Here is a 21,001-nt window from a genome sequence, read left to right as displayed (position 1 = left end):
GTCGCGGACCGGGGGCGCGTCGCGAAAAATTATTCACCCAAATGGTTGACTAATTTTCGTGGGGCATATATTCAACCATAAGGGTGAATGAATGGACGAAGAAGACCTGTCACGCATTCTGAAGGCCGCAGGCGATACCACGCGGCGCAGGATACTCACGCTCCTCGTGCAGGAGGGCGCGTTGAGGGTGACGGCACTCGCCGCCCATTTCGAGATGTCGCTGAACTCCGTTTCGAAGCACATCAAGGTGCTGGAGGAGGCGGGTCTCGTCACCCGCCGGACCGTGGGGCGCGAACATTTCATCGCACCCGAGCTCGCACCGCTGAGGCTCACCGAGCAGTGGTTCGGCCAGTTGAAATCGATCTGGGAACTGCGCCTCTCGGCGCTGGAAGAGTTGCTGGTTACAGGAGACCAAGACGATGAGCGAACTGGAACTGACGATAAACCACAGGATCGCGGCCCCGCGTGAGAAGGTTTTCGAGGCGTGGCTGTCGCCGCAGATGCTGTCGAAATTCATGCGGCCGCCGTCCACGACGGGCAATGCCCGGGTGACGAACGACCCGGTGAAGGGCGGGCGGTTCTCGATCGTCATGGTGACGCCCGAAAAGGAGATCCCGCATGCGGGCACCTACCTTGCGATCGACCCACATTCGCACCTGTCGTTCACCTGGGAATCGCCGCACTCGCTCGACGACAGCGTGGTGACGGTCGACTTCGCCGAGCCGGAAGCGGGCGCAACCGAGATCACGCTGCGGCAGGTCAAGTTCAGGAGCGAGGATTCGCGCGACGGCCACATCAATGGCTGGACCACAATCCTTGAGGCGCTTGAAAAGTCCCTTGCCTGACGGCAGCCGGAGCACGCGAGAAACATCATGTTACTGAATGACAGGAATGCCGTGATCTACGGCGCCGGCGCCATCGGCTCCGCCGTGGCCGAGTTGTTTGCCCGGGAAGGCGCGCGCGTCTTCGTTGCAGGGCGCAACCGGGCAAAGCTCGACCGGGTGGCCGATGCAATCGCCTCGGCGGGCGGACAGGTGGAGACGGCCGAACTCGACGTGCTCGACGAACAGGCCGTGGACCGCCACGCGGCGGACATCGCCGAGCGCGCGGGAAGCATAGACATCGCGCTCAACGCGGTGAGCTTCCCGCATGACCAGGGAACGACGATCGCAGAGCTGACGCTGGACGCGTTCATGCTGCCGGTGGATCGGTTCCTGCGGGCGCTTTTCATCACGTCGAAGGCGGTCGCCCCGCATATGGGGCGATCGCGGACCGGCGTGATCCTGACGCTGTCGGCGCCGGGCGCGGTGCTTGCCGTGGGCGGGCACCTCGGCCACGCCGCATCGCAGGCTGGTGTCGAGGCGTTCTCCCGCACGCTGGCGGACGAACTGGGGCCACGCAACATCCGGGTCGCTTGCATCAGGTCTCATGCACTGACCGATGCGCCAGCGGCCGGCTCGTTCACAGGCCCGATGTTCGACGCCAAGGCAGCGATGATGGGGCTCAGCGTCGACCAATGGTTGGGCGGTGCGGCGCAATCGACCATGCTGAAGCGGCTGCCGCGCATCGAGCATGTAGCCGAGACGGCTGCGTTTCTGGCCTCGGACCGGGCCGGTGCGATGACAGGCGCGGTGGCCAACCTGACCTGCGGCGCGATCGCGGAGTAGAGCTTGTCCGGCATCGGGGTGATTAATCTGTCGCCTCTCACCGTGTGCGGCAAGCAATCGCACAAGGCGTCACCCCCACCCCTTACCCCTCCCCACAAGGGGGAGGGGGATTCTGAGGTGGCTGCACTCTTGCTCAAGGCCTTTCGGACGGGCGCAACGACGCTGCCGCGACGCCGGCCGTCCCCGCATGCGATTGCCCTGACGTCTGCGGCGAGAGGGTTTTCGACGCATATTCAACGCAGGCCAAAAGCGGCACCTTGCCACTAGAAGGTCAGCTTGCAGGCTTCGCGGATGGCGATCTGCACCGGTGAAGGCGGCAGGTCCGACCTGAAGGGGCCTGTCGGCAGCAGCGGTGGCTGGGCCAGGAAACGCGGTGTCGTTCCGCGATGCGGCTGGGCGCTGTGGACCAGAAACGGATGGCACAGATAGACCGTGCCGGCGGGGCCGGTCGCCAGAGTTTCGGCGCAATCTGCGCTCTCCGCAAAGCCGTTGGCTGCCAGTTCGCGCAGCGTCAGACCCGCCTCGCCATGCGGCAGCAATTGCCGCGCGATCTGCCGGTGCGAGCCGATGCGGATGCGTGTCGGCGCGTCGTCCTGGCCGATATCGGAGAACAGGAACAGCATCAGCAGGGCGCGACCACGGCTGACCACATTGGCGCGCCATTGCATGAAGTCCGCCGCGTCGGTGCCGAAGCTGGCGTCGATGTGCCAGCCGGCGTCGCCGGGATCATCCGCGCTCGGAAACCGCACCGGAAAGGTGCCCATGGCGGCCGGCGCATGCCAGCGGCCGGGTCCGACAAGCGCGTCGTAGGCCGCGTGCAGGCGCGGGGTGTTGGCCGCGGCAATGAACGGCTGCTCGGTGAACATGCTCAGCCGTATGACGGGTTGGGTCCAGCCGGTCGGCTCCTCGGGCGACAGGCCCATTGCCCGCCACAGGATGGCGCGGGCGTCGTGCGCCAGCTCGGGTCGGAAGGCCTCGTCGATCCTGACGAAGCCATGCGAGATGAAGGTTGAGATTTGCGCGGGGCTCAGCCCGTGCGCGGTATCGTTCTGCATGTCGAAATCCTCTGTTCGGCCGCTGGCAAAGCCGGGCCGTCATCTTCCTGACGCATCGCAATGCGCCGGCCTGAACGCGTGGTTCAGCCCAGGAAGAAGGTCGAGGAGGATTTGAATGCGAACTTCATAGCGGGTGCTGGGTAGCATGAGGGTTGCCCGACGTGAAGACGCCGCAGCGAATGTGGCGGCGATCCGGATTTTATGTTGCGGCGCAGCAACGAATTGCCTAAGACCACCCCATCCCGTCAGGACCCGGTGAAAGTCCGGGTGGCTCTTCCGGCCGCCAATCCGCCGGACAACGAACACGCCTGAGACGCCATGCGACCCGCCCGGGCCGATCGTCAGGCTTTCGATACTGCTGGAATTTCATGAAATCCTTGTCCGCCTACCGCGCGCAGTGGTTCGGCAACGTGCGCGGCGATCTTCTCGCCGGCCTCGTCGTCGCGCTTGCGCTTATCCCTGAGGCCATCGCCTTCTCGATCATCGCCGGGGTCGACCCGAAGGTCGGGCTCTACGCCTCGTTCTCGATTGCCGTGCTGATCGCCTTCGTGGGCGGCAGGCCGGGCATGATCTCGGCCGCGACGGCGGCGACCGCCGTGCTGATGGTGACGCTGGTGCGCGACCACGGGCTGCAGTACCTGCTGGCAGCGACGGTGCTTGCCGGGCTGCTGCAGATCGGCGCGGGCTTCCTGAAGCTCGGCTACGTGATGCGCTTCGTGTCGCGCTCGGTGATGACCGGCTTCGTCAACGCGCTGGCAATCCTGATCTTCATGGCGCAGCTTCCCGAGCTGATCGGCGTGCCGTGGCTGACCTATGTCATGGTCGCGGCGGGACTGGCGATCATCTATCTCTTTCCACGCCTCACCAAGGCCGTTCCGTCGCCGCTGGTGTGCATCGTCGTGCTGACGACGGTTGCCATTGCCTTCGGCTTCGACGTGCGCACCGTGGGCGATATGGGCGAACTGCCTTCGACGCTGCCGGTATTCCTGATCCCGGATATTCCGCTGACGCTGGAAACGCTGCTCATCATCCTGCCCTATTCGGCGGCAGTGGCGGTGGTGGGCCTGCTGGAATCGCTGATGACGGCGCAGATCGTCGACGACCTGACCGACACGCCGTCCGACCGCAACCAGGAGTGCATCGGACAGGGCATCGCCAACACGGCGACCGGCTTCATCGGCGGCATGGCGGGCTGCGCGATGATCGGCCAGTCGATCATCAACGTGAAGTCGGGCGGGCGCGGGCGGCTGTCGACTTTTGCCGCCGGCGTGCTGCTGCTGTTCATGATCCTCGTGCTCGGCGACCTCGTCAGCCAGATCCCGATGGCCGCGCTGGTGGCGATCATGATCATGGTGTCGATCGGCACCTTCTCGTGGTCGTCGATCAGGAACCTGCGGGATCATCCGCGCTCGTCGTCCATCGTCATGCTGGCGACGGTGGTCGGCGTCATCTTCACGCATAATCTCGCCATCGGCGTGCTGATCGGCGTGCTTCTCTCGGGCATCTTCTTTGCCTGGAAGATCGCGCAGCTCTTCGCCGTTTCCTCGACGCTCAGCGCGGACGGCCGACACCGCACCTACAGGGTCGAAGGCCAGCTCTTCTTTGCCTCGGCGGAGGATTTCATGGCGGCGTTCGATTTCAGGGAGACGCTGGAGAAGGTCACGATCGACGTCTCGGGCGCCCACATCTGGGACATCTCCAGCGTGGCCGCGCTCGACATGGCGGTGCTGAAGTTCCGCCGCGACGGCGCGGAGGTGGAGATAGTCGGCATGAACACGGCGAGCGAGACGATCGTCGACCGGCTTGCCATCCACGACAAGCCGGGCGCGCTCGACAAGCTGATGGCGCATTGACGATGGGCGAGCTTGCTTCGTTTGCACCTTTTCGATTTCTCGGCTTAACCTGCACGGCAGGGAGGATTTCATGACCGACAAACTCATCGCGCTGGTCGACGGATCGGCCTATTCCAGGAGCGTGTGCGAATACGCAGCCTGGATCGCCAGCCGCACCGGTGCGCCGGTCGAACTGCTGCACGTGCTCGGGCGGCGCGAAACGGCGAGCTCCGACCTTTCGGGCTCGATTGCGCTCGGCGCGCGCACCGCTCTGCTGGAGGAGCTTTCGACACTGGACGAGCAGCGTGCGCGCCTGGCGCAGAAGCGCGGCCGGGCGATCCTCGAGGATGCCGAGGCCGCCCTGAAGCAAGCCGGCGTCGAGACGGTGAGCGCGCGGTTGCGCAATGGCGATCTGCTTGAGGCCGTTGCGGAGGCCGAGGTCGACGCGCGCGGCATCGTGATCGGCAAGCGGGGCGAGGCGGCGGATTTCGCCAAGCTGCATCTCGGCTCCAACATGGAGCGGATCGCGCGCGCGTCGAAGAAGCCGGTCTTCGTTGCCGCGCGTACATTCAGGCCGGTTCGCAAGGTCCTGATCGCCTATGATGGCGGGCAGAGCGCGATGAAGGCCGTGGACCATGTGGCGCGCTCGCCGCTTTTCGCAGGTCTGGACATCCGGCTTCTGATGGCGGGCACCGAGAGCGTGGAGGCGCGGCGGGCCCTGGAGGGCGCGCAGGCGACGCTGAAGGCCGGAGGGCACGAGTCAGCCGCCGAGCTGGTGCCCGGACAGCCCGACAAGGTCATTTCAGAGACGGTGGAACGCGACGGGATCGACCTGCTGGTCATGGGCGCCTATGGCCATTCCCGTATCCGGTCGCTGTTCATCGGCTCTACCACGACGGAGATGATCCGGTCGTGCAAGATCCCGGTGCTGTTGTTCAGGTAGCGGCGTTCAGCGCGTGACCGGCAGGGCGCCGCGGCGCTGCGCACCGCCGGGCCACGCATAAAGGCGGGCTTCCGGCAATGGCGGAGCCAGCGTGCAGACGATGCGGGCCTCCGCACGCGACTGGACGCCGAGGGGGCTTGCGCCCCAGCCCTGCTGGTTCTGCATGCCACTGCGCATGGCGCGCGTGAGATAGCCTCGCCCGACGCGGAAGAACAGATCGAGGTTCTTCTGCGCGGCGAGTTCGATCAGCGGTGCAAGGGGCGCGGGCGTGGTCATGCGGGGCCGGTTTTCAGGATGGTTGCGCGACGCTAACCGCCCTGATTTAACGCTTCATTAACGCTGACACGTTCTGCGGGCGATGCGAGAAAGCGGATGACCCGGTGCAACGCTTTCGCTAGTTTGCAGTTGTATTGCGCTTGGCCGAGTGGGCACAGGCCGGGACTTGCGAGGAGCAGACCATGCGTTGGAGAGGCCGTCGGCAGAGCAGCAATGTCGAGGACCGTCGTGGACAGAGCGGCGCACCCGGCGGTTTCGGGCGTAGCGGCAGGCCGATGCAGATCCCCATCGGCGGGGGCGGGCTTTCCGGTATCGTTATCCTGGTTGTGCTGTTCTTCGTGCTGCGCGCATGCGGCATCGACCCGTTGCAGATCCTGGAGGGCGGCAGCGGGCCGGCCAATCCGCAGATCACTCAGGATGAGGCGCCCGGCAGCCAGCCGACCGATGCAGAGGCGCAGTTCGTCTCCGTGGTTCTGGCCGAGACAGAGGATGTGTGGAACGGCATCTTCCAGGCGGAAGGGCAGACCTATACCGAGCCGCGCATGGTGCTTTTCACCGATCAGGTGCGTTCGGCATGCGGTTTTGCTTCCGCGGCGTCCGGCCCATTCTACTGCCCCGGCGATTCGCGGGTCTATATCGATCTCGGCTTCTTCCGCGAACTGTCGCAGCGCTTCGGCGCGTCCGGCGATTTCGCGCAGGCCTATGTGATCGCGCACGAGGTCGGCCATCACGTGCAGAACCTGATCGGCGTGCTGCCGGAATTCAACAGGCAGCGCCAGACCATGGGACAGGCCGAGGCCAACCGCATGTCGATGCGGGTTGAGTTGCAGGCCGACTGCTTCGCCGGCATCTGGGCGCATTTCACCGCGCAGAAGGGCCTGCTCGAGGACGGCGATATCGAGGAAGCCATGAACGCGGCCCACCAGATCGGCGACGACACGCTGCAGCGGCGCACGCAGGGCTATGTCGTGCCCGAAAGCTTCAACCACGGCACGTCGGAGCAGCGCGCGACCTGGTTCGCCAACGGCCTGCGCAACGGCCGGCTGGCGGACTGCGATACGTTCAACAACCCGATCTGACGCGCTTTTCCCGACGTGTCAGGTCAGATCTCGATCTCGTAGTAGCCGAGCGCTTCCTCGAGTTCTTCCTGCTCGTAGCCGAAGTGGGAGACGACGACGCGTTCCAGCGTCTCGAACGATTCGCGCAGGCTGGCAAAGGTTTCCGGGCCGGGCTCGCTCATCGCGGCTCGGGCTGCGGCCTCCATGCGCTCTATCAGGTGATGGATGACCTCGTGCTCGGCGGCGAGGCGCTCGACTACCTTGCGCAGACCGTCATTGTCCTGCGCCGCAAGCGCCGGAAACAGCATCCGGTCCTCGGCTGTGTGGTGGAAGGTGAGCATGCGGCACTCCTGACCGCAGAGACTGCCGAAGACCCGGTAGTTGTGGCTCATCTGCATGTCCGACAGCGCTTCGCCGAGCGCGTCCACCTGCATTTCGCCGGCCGTGACATGCTCCATGACCTGCCGCACTTCGGCCATCTGGCGCAGGTGCATTGCGTGGATCATGGCGAGCCGGCGGCCCTGCATGCGCTGCGGCTCGGTGACGCCCTCGATCCTGGGCGCCTTCGGCCGTGTCGCGTCGTCGAGAAGATCGATGGTGAAACTCATGGGTAAGGGCGTTCCTGCGGTGGGAAGTCGGTTCGAACGAGGGCGGTATCTTTTGGTAACCGCCCCCCTAGATAGGCTGCGGTGACGTTTACGCAAGACGGCACCTTTACGTCACCCGGTCACCTCGATGAAACCATGGCGGTGGCAGGGACGTTGGAGAGGGTCTTCGGGTACGCCGCGGTGGCGGCGGGATAGCGGGAGGAAGGCTCGTGGCGATCGTGCGCAGAACGGCAGTCATGGCGGGCGGGATCGCCGTGGCGCTTGCGGCTGGCCAGGCACCGGAGTTCGCACAACAGTACAGGCAGCGGCTGGGCGGCGCGATCGAGGAGATGCAGGCCGTGGTCGCGCGCTTCGACGAGGATGCGGCGCGCAGCGGGCTGAGCCGCGAGGAGGCGCTGGCGCTGTACAGCGAATCCGCGGAGACGTTCTTCCGCGACCGTGGCATCAGCATGCGCGAGGCGGTGGCGCGCTATGAAAGCCTTGCCGAGCAGGTGGAGCGCATGGGCGCGATGCCGCCGATCGCGCGCCCGCTGGCGCTGACTCGTGGCTATGACGGGAGGCTCGTGCGGGGCGCGTGGCGCGACTTCGAGCCGGCGCTGCCGATCACGCCGCACGGGCTGGCATGGGCGGCAGCCGGGTTCGGGATCGGCGCGCTGATGACGATGGCGATCGCGCGCCTGCTGGGTTTCGGCCGCAGGCGACGGCGTGCCGGGGCCAGGTAGGCCCGACTAGCGCTCGGCGAGTGCGGGTTCGCCCTTGCGGGCGCGGATGAGGTTGGCGAAGCGGCGGAAGAGGTAGTGCGAATCCTGCGGGCCCGGCGAGGCTTCCGGGTGATGCTGCACGGAGAAGACCGGCGTGCCGGCAAGCGCGATGCCGCAGTTGGAATTGTCGAACAGCGAAATGTGAGTCTCTTCAACGCCTTCCGGCAGGGACTTCGAATCCACCGCGAAGCCGTGATTCATCGACACGATCTCGACCTTGCCGGTGGTGTGGTCCTTCACCGGATGGTTCGCGCCGTGGTGACCCTGGTGCATCTTGACCGTCTTGCCGCCAACGGCGAGCGCCAGCATCTGGTGGCCGAGGCAGATGCCGAAGATCGGCAGGTCGGCTGCCAGAAGGTCGCGGATCACCGGCACCGCATATTCGCCGGTTGCTGCCGGATCGCCGGGGCCGTTGGACAGAAAGATGCCGTCCGGCTTCATCGCAAGGATGTCCTCGGCCTGGGTCTTTGCGGGCACCACGGTGACCTTGGCGCCGAGACCCGCCAGAAGGCGCAGGATGTTGCGCTTCACACCGTAGTCGATGGCGACGATGTGCATGGCAGGCTCGGCGGCCGTCTCGCCATAACCCTTGTTCCACTCCCAGGGCGTCTCGTTCCACGCCGAGGACTGACCGGAGGTGACGTCCTTCGCCAGGTCGAGGCCGACGAGGCCGGACCAGGCCTGCGCTTCCTTCGTGAGGGCCGCGACGTCGAAATTGCCGTCCGGCGCGTGGGCGATGACGGCGTTGGGCGCGCCCTTTTCACGGATCAGCGCCGTGAGCGCCCGCGTGTCGATGCCGCTCATGGCGATGATGCCGCGCCGCTTGAGCCAGTCGTTCAGGCCTTCGGCGGAGCGGTAGTTCGACGGTGCGGTGATGTCGGCCTTGAAGACCGCGCCGACGGCGCCGGCGCGCGCAGCCGGGTTCAGGTCCTCAATGTCCTCGCCATTGGCGCCGATATTGCCGATATGCGGGAAGGTGAAGGTGACGATCTGGCCGGCATAGGACGGATCGGTGAGGATTTCCTGGTAGCCGGTGAGCGCGGTGTTGAAGCAGACCTCGGCAACGACGTGGCCGGTCGCGCCCAGTCCGAAGCCTTCGATCACCGTGCCGTCGGCCAGCACCAGAAGGGCGGTGGGCTTCCTCTGCGCCCAGGGCGCGCTCGTGCTCGCGTCGTTCTTTTCGACCATCGCCGTTCTCCGTTCCTGAGAGACCGCGCTTGCAATCATCCCGTCGGCGGGACATATCGCGCAGACTGCAGCCTGGCGGGGACCTTCTGGCCTTCGCCGCGTTATAGATAGTATGGTCCGGTCCATAGGCGAAGGCCTTGGCGCGGTCAATGATCGGCAACGCACGCCGGCGAAACAAGGGAACAGTCATGCGCGACACAATCGCCCAGGCATTGAGGGATGCGCAGAAAAGCCAGGACAGGATCCGCGTCGCGACGCTGCGGCTGATCACTGCTGCGATCCAGGACAGGGACATCGCCAATCGCGGCGTCGGCAAGGAGCGGGTCAGCGACGACGAGATTCTCCAGATCCTGACCAAGATGGTCAAGCAGCGCGAGGAATCGGCCAAGGCGTTCGCCGATGGCGGGCGCCCTGAACTGGCGGCCGCGGAGCGCGCCGAGATCGAGATCGTAAAAGAGTTCCTGCCGCGCCAGATAGGCGAGGACGAGCTGCGACGCATCTGTGCGGACGTGATTGCCGAGACGGGCGCGTCGAGCCTGCGCGACATGGGCGCGGTGATGGCCGTGCTGAAAGAGCGTTATCCGGGCCGGGTCGACTTTTCGCGCGCCAGCGCCATCGTCAAGGAATTGCTGGCTTAGGCTGGCACGCGCCGGCAGGCTTCGTCCTCTCAACCGATCCGCGCGACCATGGCGGGCGTGAGGCCCGCTATGCGATGGGCCATCTGCTCGGCGTTTTCGGGCGGCGGTTCGCCCCGAAGCCAGCGGATGGTCAGCCACATGACACCGCCCGCGGTGACGGCGATGAGGTCGTCGGTCTCGGCCCCTCCCTCCCGCGTGGCGATCTCGAAGACATCCGGCAACATGCGGCCGGAGACGAAGGATACGATCTCCTCGAAGAAGGCGACGTTTCCCGCACCGTCGAGGATGCGCAGATAAAAGACGCGGTGCTCGCACAGGTGACGCAGAACCGGCTCGACGTGGCCGACGATATGCGTGCGCAAGGCTTGCGGGGTCAGCGTCCCCAGATCGGACAGCGGCTCAGGCGGCGGGAATGCCGCCTCCAGTCTTGCTAGGCCGGCCACCCTTGCCGCAGCCGGCACGTCGGCGAAGTGCTGGTAAAAGGTGGGGCGGGTGACGCCGGCGGCCTCAACGACCCGCGTTATCGAGATTTCAGCAAGCGAATGCGCCTCGACGAGGCTGGTGACCGCGTCGAGGATCGCCGAGAGGCTGCGCCTGTAACGGGGGTCGTCTTCCCGCGATTTTCTGTTTTTGACATCCGCCACTTTACAAGCCCCTGCCTGCTTACTATTTTACATTTGTAATTTAGTTGTCTGCCGGCTGACCGTCAAGCGCCGGCTTTTTCCAGAGGTGCTTTCATGCCCGCAACGAACCATGTACCGCAACCGCCGCTGAAGCCGATCATCGGCAACCTGACCGAGCTGGACGCGCAGAACCCGGTCCAAAGCCTCATGGGGCTTGCCAGGACGTACGGTCCCTTCTTCAAGCTGAAGATCCTCGATCGCGAGATGTATGTGGCGAGTTCGCAGGAACTCGTGAACGAGCTGTGCGACGAGACGCGTTTCAACAAGCGCGTGCATGCGCCGCTGGAGGAAATCCGCGCCTTTGCCGGCGACGGGCTGTTTACCGCCCATAGCGAAGAGCCGAACTGGGGCAAGGCGCACCGCATCCTGATGCCCGCATTCGGGCCGATCGGCGTGCGCTCGATGTTCGACAAGATGCTCGACATTGCCGACCAGATGTTCGTGCGGTGGGAGCGGTTTGGCCCCGACGCGGTGATCGACGTGCCCGACAACATGACGCGGCTTACGCTCGACACGATCGCGTTGTGCGCTTTCGACTATCGCTTCAACAGCTTCTACCAGAATGAGATGCACCCGTTCGTGGGGGCGATGGTGGGAGCGCTGGCCGAATCCGGCCAAAGGGCGCGCCGGCCAAAGCTGGTCAGCAACCTGATGCTTTCCACGGCGCGTCAGTACCAGGCCGATTCCGACCTGCTTCGCGGCGTCGCGCAGGACCTGATCGCGGAACGCAAGAGCGATCCGAAGGGGGCTGAAAAGGACGATCTTCTCAGCCGCATGCTCAACGGTGTCGATCCGGAAACGGGCGAGAAGCTCTCGGAAGAAAACATCGCCTATCAGATGATCACGTTCCTGATCGCCGGGCACGAGACGACCAGCGGGCTGCTTTCGTTCGCGACCTATCTGCTTCTGAAAAACCCCGAGGTGCTGCAGAAGGCGCGCGCCGTGGTCGACGAGGTGCTGGGCGACGAGGTGCCCCGCGTCGAACATCTGGCACAGCTTCGCTACATCGAGCAGGTGCTGATGGAGAGCCTGCGCATCTGGCCGACTGCCGCCGCCTTTGCGGTCAAGCCGCTGGAAGACACCGTCCTTGCGGGCAAATACGACCTGACGACACGCGATACCGTGATGATCCTGGAGCCGATGCTGCATCGCGACCCGGCGGTGTGGGGCGAGGACGCGGAAGCATTCCGCCCCGAGCGGTTCGCGCCGGAAAGTGCAGAGCAGCTTCCGCCGAACGCGTGGAAACCCTTCGGCACCGGCAAGCGCGCCTGCATCGGCCGTCCATTCGCCATGCAGGAAGCGCAGCTTGTGCTTGCGATGATGCTGCAGCGGTTCGACTTCGTCTTCGACGACCCGGCCTACCAGCTCAAGATTCACGAGACGCTGACGATCAAGCCGGACAACCTGAAGATCCGCGCCAAAGCGCGCCGCTCGTCGAAGACGCTGACGCGCGGCAAGCCACTGACCACGCCGCAAAAGCCGCTTGCGGCTCCGGCAAAGGTCTCGCTGCCGGAGGGCGAAGCCGCGACCCGGCTGCTGGTGCTCTACGGGAGCAATACCGGCTCGTCGGAGGCGTTTGCCGGCAGGATCGCGGCGGACGCGGCCGCCAACGGGTTCGACGCCGTCGTCGCGCCGATGGACGGCTATGCCAACAACCTGCCGGCTGAAGGAGCGCTGGTGGTGGTGACCGCGTCCTATGAAGGCCAGCCGCCGGACAATGCACGTCAGTTCGTCGCTTCGGTGGAAGACCTGAAGGCGGGGTCGCTGGACGGGCTCACCTTCGCCGTCTTCGGTTGCGGCAACCGCCAGTGGGCGCGCACCTATCAGGCGATCCCCAAGCGGGTGGATGTCGCGCTTGAAAAGGCGGGCGCAAAGCGGGCTGGCGAGCGCGGCGAAGCGGATTCGGGCGGCGACTTCTTCGGCAGCTTCGATAGCTGGTATGCCGGTCTGTGGCCGGCGCTGGGCGAGGCATTCGGGCGGACGATCGCGGCCGCAGAGCCAGCCGCCACGCTCGAACTCGAATTCGTGAAGGGCGGGCGCGAAAGTGCGCTGCGGCTAGGCGACCTCGAACAGGGCGTCGTCACCGAAAACCGGGAGCTGGTCGACATGACGGCGCCCGGCGCGCGCTCGAAGCGGCATATCGAATTCAGGCTGCCGGAAGGCATGACCTACCGCGCGGGCGACTATCTGGCCGTTCTGGCGCGCAACCCCGAGGCTGCCGTCGATCGCGTGCTGCGCCGGTTCGGGCTGGCGGCGGATACGATGGTCGTCATCAACCGTGCGCAAGGAGCGTCAGGTCTACCGGTGGGCCACCCCGTGAGCTGCGCAGAGCTTCTGTCGAACTATGTGGAACTGTCGCAGCCTGCAACGCGGGCGCAGGTCGGTGCGCTTGCCGCCGCAACGCGTTGCCCGCCGGAGAAGGCGGAGCTGGAGTTGCTTGCAGGCGACGGATACGATGCAGACGTCCTTGGCCGGCGTTGCAGCGTCATCGACCTGCTCGACCGGTTCCAGTCGTGCCCCGTCACGTTCGAGACCTATCTACAGATGCTGCCGCCGATGAAGGCGCGGCAGTACTCGATCTCGTCGTCGCCACTGTGGAAGCCGGATCATGTGACGCTGACGATCGCTGTGGTCGATGCGCCGGCTTTTTCGGGCGCCGGCCAGTACCGGGGCGTGGCGTCGTCCTACCTCGCATCGCTGCAAGCGGGCGACCGTGTTTCGATCGCGGTTCGGCCCTCCAATGCGCGCTTCCACCCGCCGGCAGACCCGGCAAAGCCGATGGTGATGATCTGCGCCGGCTCCGGACTTGCGCCGTTCCGCGGCTTCCTGCAGGAGCGCGCGGCGCAGAAGGCCGGCGGGCAGGAGGTCGGCCCTGCGCTGCTGTTCTTCGGCACCAACCACGCCGATGTCGACTATCTCTATCGCGACGAGCTGTCGGGCTGGGAGAGGGACGAGGTCGTGACCGTGCTGCCGGCGTTTTCGGAACAGCCTGACGGCGAGGTCACGTTCGTGCAGCATCGGGTCTGGACGGAGCGGCAGCGCGTGGAGGCGCTCTTCCGGCAGGACGCTACGGTCTTCGTCTGCGGCGACGGCAGGCACATGGCGCCCGCCGTTCGCGAAACGCTGATCCGCATCTACCGCGAGGCTTCGGGCGCGAGCGAGGCGCAGGCGGAAGACTGGGCCGACACGGTGGAGCGGGACCACGGGCGCTATGTGGCGGATGTCTTCGCCTGAACGAGGACGGCTTGGAGGGAGGCGGCGGCCATTCAGCCGCCTTCAACCGGGCAGCGCCCAGCATGCCGCGCCCCTCCAACCCTGGATGGGCGATTGAGGCGGGCAGGGCCTTGATCCTCACTCCACAAAGATATGGCCGGCGCGCTCAAGCAAAGCCTGCGATTTGTCCCAATCCATTTCGGGAACGAGGATATGTTCCCCGTCGAAGGTGCAGACGACAAAGACGCCGACGCCCTGCGTGGACAGGGGTTGAATGAGCGATAGCACGATTCCGGTCGCATCGAACGCGAACGGGCCGAGACTGCGAAAGCAGCGCCAGTTGCGGTCTGCATCCACCTGATCCGGTATCCGGTCCTGCGGGCAGACGATGGTAAGCTCGTCGTCGGCGCGGATTACCGCCGAAAAGCCGGGACCATTGGCCCAGTCCGGGATGGGGGCGTCGCCGGCGAGCCGGGCCAGACCGTAGATGCCTGGAACGACGCGCAGCTTGATTGAATGAGACGGAGCGTTCCGCTTCTTACCAATCGGGTCTATGCGCTCTACTCCGCCGCCTTGAGCCGGGTGCCGCCCAGCATGCCGCGCTCCTCGAGCACAGGATAGGCGATGGAGGCGAGCAGGGAGTTAATCTGCTTCAGGTCGCGGATCGTGTCGAGGTGGAGCGAACTCGTCTCGACGCTGCGCGGCGTTCCTTCGCGCAGACGCTCGAAGTGGCTGCGGCTGGTCGCGCGCTCGACATCGCGCAGCCGATCCTTCTCGCGCACAAGCTGCAGCGCGGTCTCGGTATCGCGCGAGATCAGCACGTTGAAGGCGAGGCGGGCATTGGCAACCACCGCCGCATGCAGGTTCAACAATTCGCGCCAGCCTTCCGGCGTGAAGTTCAGGCCACGGTCCAGCTTCTTGCCGGCATGTACGAGCATGTTGCGCACGATGATGTCGCCGACCTGCTCCAGCTTCACGCAGGCGCCAAGAAGCTCCTGCGTGCGCCGGGCTTCGTCGTCATTCATCTGGCCGGTGGTGATGCGCGCCAAATAGAGCTTGATCGCCGCGTGCCTGCGGTCCACCCGGTCGTCGAGCGCGGCAAGCGCCGCCATGCGCGCACGATCGGGCTCCTCATAGAGCTCCATGATGTTCTTCAACATCACCTCGATGGTCTCGCATACGCCGACGACCGCGCGCGTAACATTGGCGAGCGCGCGCGACGGTGTGCCCAGCGCTTCGGGATCGAGCGCGTTCGTATCCTTGTCCTCGAGCGTGACCGGAACCGGCGGCGCGGCATAGGCGAGCAGCCGCTCGATCGTGCGGGCGACGAGGCCGGCAAACGGAATGCCAGCAATCACAAGCGCCACGTTGAAGACAATGTGCGCGTGGACGATCTGCAACGGCACGCTCGCGCCCAGCAGTTCCAGCGGCGGGTGCAGCCAGACAATGCCGGCCAATGCCAGCAACGCGCCGATGGCCCGGATCGTGAGATTGCCCAGGGGCACGACGCGGCTGGGCGGCGACATGGTGCGCGAGAGCATTGCCGCGATCAGCCCGCCGCCGAGGTTTGCGCCGAGCACCATGACGATGCCGAGCTCGGCCGGCACGAGGCCGCGCGCGGCCAGCGCGACGATGAGCAGGATGAACGCGACGCTGGAATGGAAGAGCCAGGTTGCAACGGCCGCAATCAGGAACGCGGTGACGGGATCGGCTGCGAGGTAGTTGACGACAACCGGCAGGATGCCGCTCTCGCGCAGGGGCTCGGAGGCTTCGCCGATAAGGCGCAGCGACAGGATCAGGAGGCCGACGCCGACCAGGATGCGCCCGAACTGGCGCCATGCGCGACGCTCGGTGGCCAGGAAGATCGTCGTACCGACGAAGAGCGCGATCGGCACAAGCAGTGACAGATCGAAAGACAGGAGCTTGACGACGAAGGCGGAGCCGAGGTCCGCGCCGAGCACGGCGACCAGGCCTGCCGCACCCGTAACGATACCGGACCCCGCGAAGGAGCCGACCAGCAGGGAGACGGCGGTCGCGCTCTGAAACGCAATCGCCAGCGCACCGCCGGCCGCGACCGCGAGCAGCGGATTGCGCAACGTGCCGCGCAACTTGCGGCGCAGGACGTCACCATAGGCGCGTTCGACGCCGGTCCGGACCATGCGGGTGGCCCACAGCAGCAGCGCGACGGCGCCTGCGAGATGGATGAGGACGACGGAGCCCGTCATCGCGACTTGGCCGCGCGGCGGGCGCGGCCGGCTTGGTTCACATGTGAGGCCATGGCCTGCAAATCACCGGAAAGCGTTTTGGTTCCGACAATTATAGCTTAGCCGAATAAACTTTAAATGGCCTATTTCCGACGAATCACATCGGCTCCCGGCTAAGCTGCGGAGGGCGTTGCCACCTTGTCATCCTTCATGGAGGACAGCGGCGCCGGACGTCCGAGCAGATAACCCTGGCCGATCTGACAGAACTCGCTTGCGAGGAATTTCAGCTCCTCGGTGGTCTCCACGCCTTCCGCCAGCACAGGCAGGCCGAGACCGCGCCCGATGCCCAGCACCGCCTTGACGATGGTTGCGGCCTGCTCGTTGGTGTCGACAGAGCGCACGAAGGAGCCGTCGATCTTGATCTTGTCGAAGGGGAACGCGCGCAGGTTCGAAAGGGACGAATAGCCGGTGCCGAAATCGTCCATCGCCACCATCACGCCCAGGCCCTTGAGCTGGCGCAGCGTGGCCAGGGCACGGTTCATGTCGCGAACGAGTGCCGTCTCGGTGATCTCGATCTCGAGCCGTCTCGGCGGAAGGCCGGTTCTGAGCAGGATCTGGTGGACCTTCTGCGCAAATTCGGGGCTGTGAAGCTGAACCGCAGACACGTTCACGGCAACGGTGATATGGCTTTCCCAGCCGGCCGCGTCGTTACAGGCTGTTTCCAGAACCCATTCGCCGATTGGGACAATCGCGCCGCATTCTTCCGCGACCGGAACGAAAACGGCCGGCGAGATGCTGCCTCTCTCGGGATGATGCCAGCGAAGAAGCGCTTCGAAGCCGATCGTCTCGCCGGTGTCGAGCTTCTTCTGCGGCTGGTAGACGAGGCTGAACTCGTTGCGCGACACCGCGTGGCGCAACTCGTGCTCCATCAGCCTGCGCATGCGCACTTCCTGGCCCATCTGCTTTTCGTAGAAGCGGAAAGTGTCGCGGCCGTCTGCCTTGGCGCGGTAGAGCGCGGTGTCGGCCTGACCGACCAGCGTCTCGGCGTCGGTGGCATCGGACGGGAAGAGCGCGATGCCGATGCTGGTGGAGATGACCCCGTCGTTGGTCGCGTCGCGGTTTTCGATGCGAAACGCTTCGAGGACAGCCTCGGCAAGGCGCGCGACGTCCTGCCAGCCGTCGACGCCGGGGGCGATGATGGCAAACTCGTCGCCACCCAGGCGTGCGAACATCTGGTCTTTTCCAAGGACGCCCTCCATGGACTGTGCAACGCGCTGCAGCATGGCATCGCCGGCTGCGTGGCCGAAGAGGTCGTTGATTTCCTTGAAGCGATCGAGATCGAGACACAGCAGCGCCAGCTGGCGGCCGTCGTCAGCGCCGTGGGCGGCGATCTCCTGCTCCAGCCGCTCGTTGAAGGCACGGCGGTTGGGAAGGCCGGTCAACGCATCATGCAAGGCCAGATGGCGGATGTCGGCCTCGGCCTTTTTGCGTTCGCGCAGATCGCGCACCGCGTAGACGGTATGCGGGACGCCGTTGTAGCTCATGGTGCGCGCCAGCACCTCGACCGGCAGCCGCTTGCCGTCGGCACGCAGCAGCAACGTCTCGTCTTCGGGCGTCTTGGTTGCCTGACGCATGATCAAGCGGTCGAAGTCGACCCCGATCACATCCGACAGGGCGAGGCCCGAAAGGCCGAGGAAGCTGGCGTTGGCCGTGACGACGGTGCCGGCCTGGCAGACGACCAGCCCCTCGATCGCTGCATTGGCGAGATCGAGCAGGTGTTTTCTCTCGACATCCGAGCGACGCAGGTCGCGCAGGTCAACCCACAGGGCCACCGCCGAAAGCAGAAGGATGACGAGCGCGGCGACAGCGACCGCAACGGCAAGCCAGGTCGTGGGGACGGCCGACGGCGCAATCGTCACGGAAGCGTCGGGCCGGATGGACACGGCGGCCATGGCGATGAAGTGCAGGCTGCAGATCGCGAGCGTGAGAACGAGGGCGGCGACCGGTTTGTTCCAGCGCCCGGCCAATGCGAGTGCTGCGCGGATCGCGCATGCGCCGAAAATGACGGCGGCGACGAGCGACACGGCCACATAGCGCTGGTCCCACAGGAGAACGCCTTCAACCTCGAAGGCTGCCATGCCGATAAAATGCATGGCGGCGATGCCGCCGCCGATGATCGATCCGCCGACGAGGTGATGGTCGATGGTCTCGCCGATGGTCGCCAGATAGACGCCAAGGCCGGTTATGAGCACGGCGGCGGCAAGCGACAGAAGCGTCAGCGGCATATCGTAGGCGGCCGGCAGGGAAGGGGCAAAAGCGAGCATGGCCACGAAATGCGTGGCCCAGATGCCGAAGCCGATCGAGCAGGCGGTAAGGGCCGTCCATGCCAGATGCACGCGCCCTGTCGCCTTCTTGACGTGATCCAGAAGTGAAACCGCAGTCAGCGAGGATATGGCGCAGATGATCGCGGCGAGCAACACGAGCCGCACGTCATGGTCTTCGACGATGCAATTGTAGACGGTCAGCATGCAGACAAGCCCCAACCCAGAAGATGAGCCCCCAGAAGTACTTGGCTGGATTAGCTGAAGCTTATTGAGAAACGTTTAAGTCGGGGTCGGGTTTTTTGACCGAACCCTGTTTGACCGGCCTGCCCGAATGGCAGGCCGGTCATGCTGGAGGCTTTTCGTCTGAAACGGACGAGACGAGAAATACTCTAGTTCAGCGGGACGGAGACGCCGATCTTGCCGCTATAGCTTCGGGTATCGCCGCCGATGCCGGAATAGGTGAAGGTGAGCCCCAGCGAGGCGCCGCCCGGTGTCCTGATGTCGGTGCCGGCCTGGATGCGCGCGTGGAAATCTTCGGTGCGCGCACCCGACGCCTCGTTGCGGAATTCGGCAACGCCTTCAACGCGCAGCTTCGGTTCGATCACGTATCCGCTCTCCGTCAGGTGACGGTAGGAGACACCGGGTCCGAACGCGAACTGACCGACACTATAGTCAACGGACGGAACGCTGACGCCCAGGCTGTCGACATAGGCCTTCGTGTGCTCGCCGAACCAGGAGACGCCTGCGCGTGGTGAGAAGGTCCATGCGCCATAGGCCCACTGACCGCTCACCTGCGCGCTTGCGAGCCACCGCCGCGCATCGAAGTCGTCGGTAAAGGTGCCGAGTGGGCTGATCGTGTTCTGGGACGTGCCGGCGGCGCCCAGCAGATCGAGGAAGAGATGTTCGGAAAGCCGTGCGGTGACATACGGCCCGGCAAGCCAGCCGGTGCCGCGCACGAAGCTGCCGTCCGCCAGCGGGGACTGGCTGAGATGATCGACCTGGAAAAATGCACCGACCAGCAGGTTGCGGTTGACCAGATAGTCCGCGCCGACAGAGGCGACGGCGAATTTGCCGTCAGCGCTGTCGCCGTCGAACCGGCCGTAGGTGCCCTCGAACCATATGTCGAAACGCGACTGCTTTTCCTTGCCGGCCAGCCTGTCGACCTGCGCGAGGCTGGTGGACATCGACAGCACACCGCCGTCGACAATGCCCGGCAGATAGGCCGAAAGCATCGAGACCGGGTTGCCCATGGAGGGAGCGGTGCCGTTGAGACGGTCGATGCGGCGCTGCATGTCGGTCTGGTGCGAGAGGATGAGTGCGCCGCGGGCCTCGAGGAACTCGCCGATCATCTGCGTCGCCTTGTCGGCGGAGCTGAGCGAATTGAACGTGCAAGTGACCGTTTCGCCGGCGGTGAGGTTGATGGTCGCGGTGCGGGCCCCGACATTGCCGGCGCTGTCACCGTCGTCGCACGCGATGCCCACGAGCGCATAACCCTTGGCACGTCGATCACCGGCGGTGACGACATAGCTGCCGGCCATGAGCCCTATCGGGCCGCTTTGTCCGGAGCCGTTTGCGGTGGCGATCGACAGATTGAGTTCCGGCGTGGCGGACGAGAAGTCGAAAGTGCTGTCCGTTCCGCTGACGGTCTGGCGGATGACGACGGTTCCGAGTGCGCGCACGCGCTGCAGCAGCGACGGTGACGTGCTGCCCGAGTAGCCGCTGCCACCATTGTAGGTTGCGACGATCGTGTGGTCGCCTCCCGACAGCGCATTGGTCGTCAGCACCGCCGTGCCGCCGGAGAGCGCGACAGCGGGCTGCGCCGTCCCGTCGATCGTGAAGGTGACCGTGCCTGTGGGCGTGCCACTGCCGGTCACGGGCGCGACCGTTGCGGTGAAGCTGACGCTCTCGCCGAAATCCGACGGGTTGCTGCTGGAGGCGAGAATGGTCGTGGTGGCGATCTGATTGACGGTCTGGGTCAGCGTATCGGAGGAGGCGAGGTAGGTGGCATCGCCGCCATACGCGACCGCGACCGGCCGCGCGCCGGGAGAAAGGGCCGTCGTAGAAACGCTTGCCTGACCGCTCGCATCGAGCGCGACCGGAGCCTGTGCGGTGCCGTCGATGGTGAATATGACGGTGCCGGTCGGCGTGCCGCCGCCCGATGCCGCAGAGACGGTGACTGTGAACGTTACCGCCTCGCCAGCCGTGGAGGGGTTGGCGCTTGAAACCAGCGCGGCTGCGGTGGCGATCTGGTCGACGGTCTGCGTCAGCGTGTCGGTCGAGGCCGTGTAGGTGGTGTCGCCGGAATAGGACGCCTCGATCGTTCGGTTGCCGGGGGCAAGGGCAGCGGTGGAGAAGCTTGCCTGGCCGCTGCCGTCGAGCGTGACCGGGGCCTGCGCGGTTCCGTCGATGGTGAAGGTGACGGTGCCGGTCGGCGTGCCGCCGCCGGATGCCGCCGTGACCGTGGCGGTGAAGGTGACGCTGTCGCCTCCGTTGGAGGGGTTCTGGCTCGACGTGAGCGCAGTGGTGGTCGCGATCTGCTCGACGGTCTGCG

Annotated in this window: 18 protein-coding genes, 1 pseudogene and 1 other annotated feature; of the genes and pseudogenes, 9 read left to right on the top strand and 10 right to left on the bottom strand. The window is 65.5% G+C overall.

Annotated elements, in window-relative coordinates; all coding sequences use genetic code 11:
- Nucleotides 1–91 precede the first annotated feature (91 nt).
- From ACVJNE_RS00825 to ACVJNE_RS00815, 3 genes are read left to right on the top strand one after another with little or no spacing between them, the layout of a single operon-like run.
- Nucleotides 92–469 carry an ArsR/SmtB family transcription factor gene (locus tag ACVJNE_RS00825; protein WP_173192544.1) on the top strand — a complete coding sequence of 126 codons (378 nt, stop codon included), beginning with the start codon at nucleotides 92–94 and terminating at the stop codon, nucleotides 467–469.
- A complete protein-coding gene (locus ACVJNE_RS00820; protein ID WP_499562142.1) occupies nucleotides 420–845 on the top strand; it encodes an SRPBCC family protein in 426 nt (141 codons plus the stop codon). The genes ACVJNE_RS00825 and ACVJNE_RS00820 overlap by 50 nt, the downstream gene beginning before the upstream one ends.
- Nucleotides 846–872: 27 nt before the next feature.
- Nucleotides 873–1,667 carry an SDR family NAD(P)-dependent oxidoreductase gene (locus ACVJNE_RS00815; RefSeq protein WP_499562140.1) on the top strand — a complete coding sequence of 265 codons (795 nt, stop codon included), beginning with the start codon at nucleotides 873–875 and terminating at the stop codon, nucleotides 1,665–1,667.
- 263 nt (nucleotides 1,668–1,930) lie between these two features.
- Here ACVJNE_RS00815 and ACVJNE_RS00810 read toward each other — a convergent pair whose 3' ends face one another.
- Nucleotides 1,931–2,722, bottom strand: coding sequence for a phytanoyl-CoA dioxygenase family protein (locus ACVJNE_RS00810; RefSeq protein ID WP_499562138.1), 792 nt, complete (start codon nucleotides 2,720–2,722; stop codon nucleotides 1,931–1,933).
- Nucleotides 2,723–2,967: 245 nt separating this feature from the next.
- Nucleotides 2,968–3,023 (top strand) — a sequence feature (sul1 is cis-regulatory element that is thought to sense ions involved in sulfur or methionine metabolism; They are found in Alphaproteobacteria).
- Between the two features lie 67 nt (nucleotides 3,024–3,090).
- Here ACVJNE_RS00810 and ACVJNE_RS00805 point away from each other — a divergent pair.
- Both ACVJNE_RS00805 and ACVJNE_RS00800 read left to right on the top strand, forming a co-directional pair.
- On the top strand, nucleotides 3,091–4,575 hold the full coding sequence (locus ACVJNE_RS00805) for a SulP family inorganic anion transporter (protein ID WP_499562136.1): 1,485 nt from the start codon (nucleotides 3,091–3,093) through the stop codon (nucleotides 4,573–4,575).
- Between the two features lie 70 nt (nucleotides 4,576–4,645).
- Complete coding sequence (locus tag ACVJNE_RS00800; protein ID WP_499562134.1) at nucleotides 4,646–5,497, top strand: universal stress protein; 852 nt, start codon at nucleotides 4,646–4,648, stop codon at nucleotides 5,495–5,497.
- 6 nt (nucleotides 5,498–5,503) lie between these two features.
- On the opposite strand, the gene ACVJNE_RS00795 is transcribed toward ACVJNE_RS00800, so the two are convergent.
- Nucleotides 5,504–5,773 carry a hypothetical protein gene (locus ACVJNE_RS00795; protein WP_499562132.1) on the bottom strand — a complete coding sequence of 90 codons (270 nt, stop codon included), beginning with the start codon at nucleotides 5,771–5,773 and terminating at the stop codon, nucleotides 5,504–5,506.
- A 182-nt stretch (nucleotides 5,774–5,955) separates the two neighbouring features.
- Here ACVJNE_RS00795 and ypfJ point away from each other — a divergent pair, with 182 nt between their 5' ends.
- Complete coding sequence (ypfJ, locus tag ACVJNE_RS00790) at nucleotides 5,956–6,852, top strand: KPN_02809 family neutral zinc metallopeptidase (RefSeq protein ID WP_499562130.1); 897 nt, start codon at nucleotides 5,956–5,958, stop codon at nucleotides 6,850–6,852.
- A 23-nt stretch (nucleotides 6,853–6,875) separates the two neighbouring features.
- Here ypfJ and ACVJNE_RS00785 read toward each other — a convergent pair whose 3' ends face one another.
- Nucleotides 6,876–7,439: a hemerythrin domain-containing protein gene (locus tag ACVJNE_RS00785; protein WP_499562128.1), complete on the bottom strand. Its 564-nt coding sequence runs from the start codon at nucleotides 7,437–7,439 to the stop codon at nucleotides 6,876–6,878.
- A gap of 218 nt (nucleotides 7,440–7,657) precedes the next feature.
- Here ACVJNE_RS00785 and ACVJNE_RS00780 point away from each other — a divergent pair, with 218 nt between their 5' ends.
- Nucleotides 7,658–8,161, top strand: coding sequence for a DUF2937 family protein (locus ACVJNE_RS00780; RefSeq protein ID WP_499562126.1), 504 nt, complete (start codon nucleotides 7,658–7,660; stop codon nucleotides 8,159–8,161).
- A 6-nt stretch (nucleotides 8,162–8,167) separates the two neighbouring features.
- On the opposite strand, the gene carA is transcribed toward ACVJNE_RS00780, so the two are convergent.
- On the bottom strand, nucleotides 8,168–9,388 hold the full coding sequence (gene carA, locus ACVJNE_RS00775) for a glutamine-hydrolyzing carbamoyl-phosphate synthase small subunit (protein WP_499562124.1): 1,221 nt from the start codon (nucleotides 9,386–9,388) through the stop codon (nucleotides 8,168–8,170).
- A 188-nt stretch (nucleotides 9,389–9,576) separates the two neighbouring features.
- On the opposite strand from carA, the gene ACVJNE_RS00770 reads away from it, so the two are divergent.
- Entirely contained in the window at nucleotides 9,577–10,026 is a 450-nt protein-coding gene (locus tag ACVJNE_RS00770; RefSeq protein ID WP_499562122.1) for a GatB/YqeY domain-containing protein, read from the top strand.
- A 29-nt stretch (nucleotides 10,027–10,055) separates the two neighbouring features.
- Here the strand turns inward: ACVJNE_RS00770 and ACVJNE_RS00765 are convergent, their stop codons facing one another.
- Nucleotides 10,056–10,670 carry a TetR/AcrR family transcriptional regulator gene (locus ACVJNE_RS00765; RefSeq protein ID WP_499562120.1) on the bottom strand — a complete coding sequence of 205 codons (615 nt, stop codon included), beginning with the start codon at nucleotides 10,668–10,670 and terminating at the stop codon, nucleotides 10,056–10,058.
- A gap of 93 nt (nucleotides 10,671–10,763) precedes the next feature.
- Here ACVJNE_RS00765 and ACVJNE_RS00760 point away from each other — a divergent pair, with 93 nt between their 5' ends.
- Nucleotides 10,764–13,943 (top strand): bifunctional cytochrome P450/NADPH--P450 reductase, encoded by a 3,180-nt coding sequence (locus tag ACVJNE_RS00760; protein WP_499562118.1) that lies wholly within the window; start codon nucleotides 10,764–10,766, stop codon nucleotides 13,941–13,943.
- Between the two features lie 117 nt (nucleotides 13,944–14,060).
- Here ACVJNE_RS00760 and ACVJNE_RS00755 read toward each other — a convergent pair whose 3' ends face one another.
- From ACVJNE_RS00755 to ACVJNE_RS00735, 5 genes and pseudogenes are all read right to left on the bottom strand, one after another.
- Complete coding sequence (locus tag ACVJNE_RS00755; protein ID WP_499562116.1) at nucleotides 14,061–14,279, bottom strand: ACT domain-containing protein; 219 nt, start codon at nucleotides 14,277–14,279, stop codon at nucleotides 14,061–14,063.
- 15 nt (nucleotides 14,280–14,294) lie between these two features.
- Nucleotides 14,295–14,402 (bottom strand): annotated as a pseudogene (locus tag ACVJNE_RS00750) (ACT domain-containing protein); the annotation flags it as partial.
- Nucleotides 14,403–14,482: 80 nt separating this feature from the next.
- On the bottom strand, nucleotides 14,483–16,147 hold the full coding sequence (locus ACVJNE_RS00745) for a Na/Pi cotransporter family protein (protein WP_499562114.1): 1,665 nt from the start codon (nucleotides 16,145–16,147) through the stop codon (nucleotides 14,483–14,485).
- A 152-nt stretch (nucleotides 16,148–16,299) separates the two neighbouring features.
- Nucleotides 16,300–18,654 carry a putative bifunctional diguanylate cyclase/phosphodiesterase gene (locus tag ACVJNE_RS00740; protein WP_499562112.1) on the bottom strand — a complete coding sequence of 785 codons (2,355 nt, stop codon included), beginning with the start codon at nucleotides 18,652–18,654 and terminating at the stop codon, nucleotides 16,300–16,302.
- A gap of 185 nt (nucleotides 18,655–18,839) precedes the next feature.
- The gene (locus ACVJNE_RS00735) at nucleotides 18,840–20,984 is read right to left on the bottom strand and encodes an Ig-like domain repeat protein (RefSeq protein ID WP_499563162.1); all 2,145 of its coding nucleotides are present in this window, start codon (nucleotides 20,982–20,984) and stop codon (nucleotides 18,840–18,842) included.
- Between the last annotated feature and the right edge of the window lie 17 nt (nucleotides 20,985–21,001).

It is taken from the genome of Mesorhizobium sp. DxT (assembly GCF_058448885.1).
Note: the sequence above shows the minus strand (reverse complement) of the source record. Positions and strands in the feature narration are given on the sequence as shown.

Coding starts and splice junctions, on each gene's coding strand:
- ACVJNE_RS00785 (WP_499562128.1), bottom strand. CDS start 7,439: ATGAGTTTCACCATCGATCTTCTCGACGACGCGACACGGCCGAAGGCG.
- ACVJNE_RS00805 (WP_499562136.1), top strand. CDS start 3,091: ATGAAATCCTTGTCCGCCTACCGCGCGCAGTGGTTCGGCAACGTGCGC.
- ACVJNE_RS00820 (WP_499562142.1), top strand. CDS start 420: ATGAGCGAACTGGAACTGACGATAAACCACAGGATCGCGGCCCCGCGT.
- ACVJNE_RS00825 (WP_173192544.1), top strand. CDS start 92: ATGGACGAAGAAGACCTGTCACGCATTCTGAAGGCCGCAGGCGATACC.
- ACVJNE_RS00795 (WP_499562132.1), bottom strand. CDS start 5,773: ATGACCACGCCCGCGCCCCTTGCACCGCTGATCGAACTCGCCGCGCAG.
- ACVJNE_RS00800 (WP_499562134.1), top strand. CDS start 4,646: ATGACCGACAAACTCATCGCGCTGGTCGACGGATCGGCCTATTCCAGG.
- ACVJNE_RS00815 (WP_499562140.1), top strand. CDS start 873: ATGTTACTGAATGACAGGAATGCCGTGATCTACGGCGCCGGCGCCATC.
- ACVJNE_RS00810 (WP_499562138.1), bottom strand. CDS start 2,722: ATGCAGAACGATACCGCGCACGGGCTGAGCCCCGCGCAAATCTCAACC.
- ACVJNE_RS00770 (WP_499562122.1), top strand. CDS start 9,577: ATGCGCGACACAATCGCCCAGGCATTGAGGGATGCGCAGAAAAGCCAG.
- ACVJNE_RS00740 (WP_499562112.1), bottom strand. CDS start 18,654: ATGCTGACCGTCTACAATTGCATCGTCGAAGACCATGACGTGCGGCTC.
- ACVJNE_RS00760 (WP_499562118.1), top strand. CDS start 10,764: ATGCCCGCAACGAACCATGTACCGCAACCGCCGCTGAAGCCGATCATC.
- ypfJ (WP_499562130.1), top strand. CDS start 5,956: ATGCGTTGGAGAGGCCGTCGGCAGAGCAGCAATGTCGAGGACCGTCGT.
- ACVJNE_RS00745 (WP_499562114.1), bottom strand. CDS start 16,147: ATGACGGGCTCCGTCGTCCTCATCCATCTCGCAGGCGCCGTCGCGCTG.
- carA (WP_499562124.1), bottom strand. CDS start 9,388: ATGGTCGAAAAGAACGACGCGAGCACGAGCGCGCCCTGGGCGCAGAGG.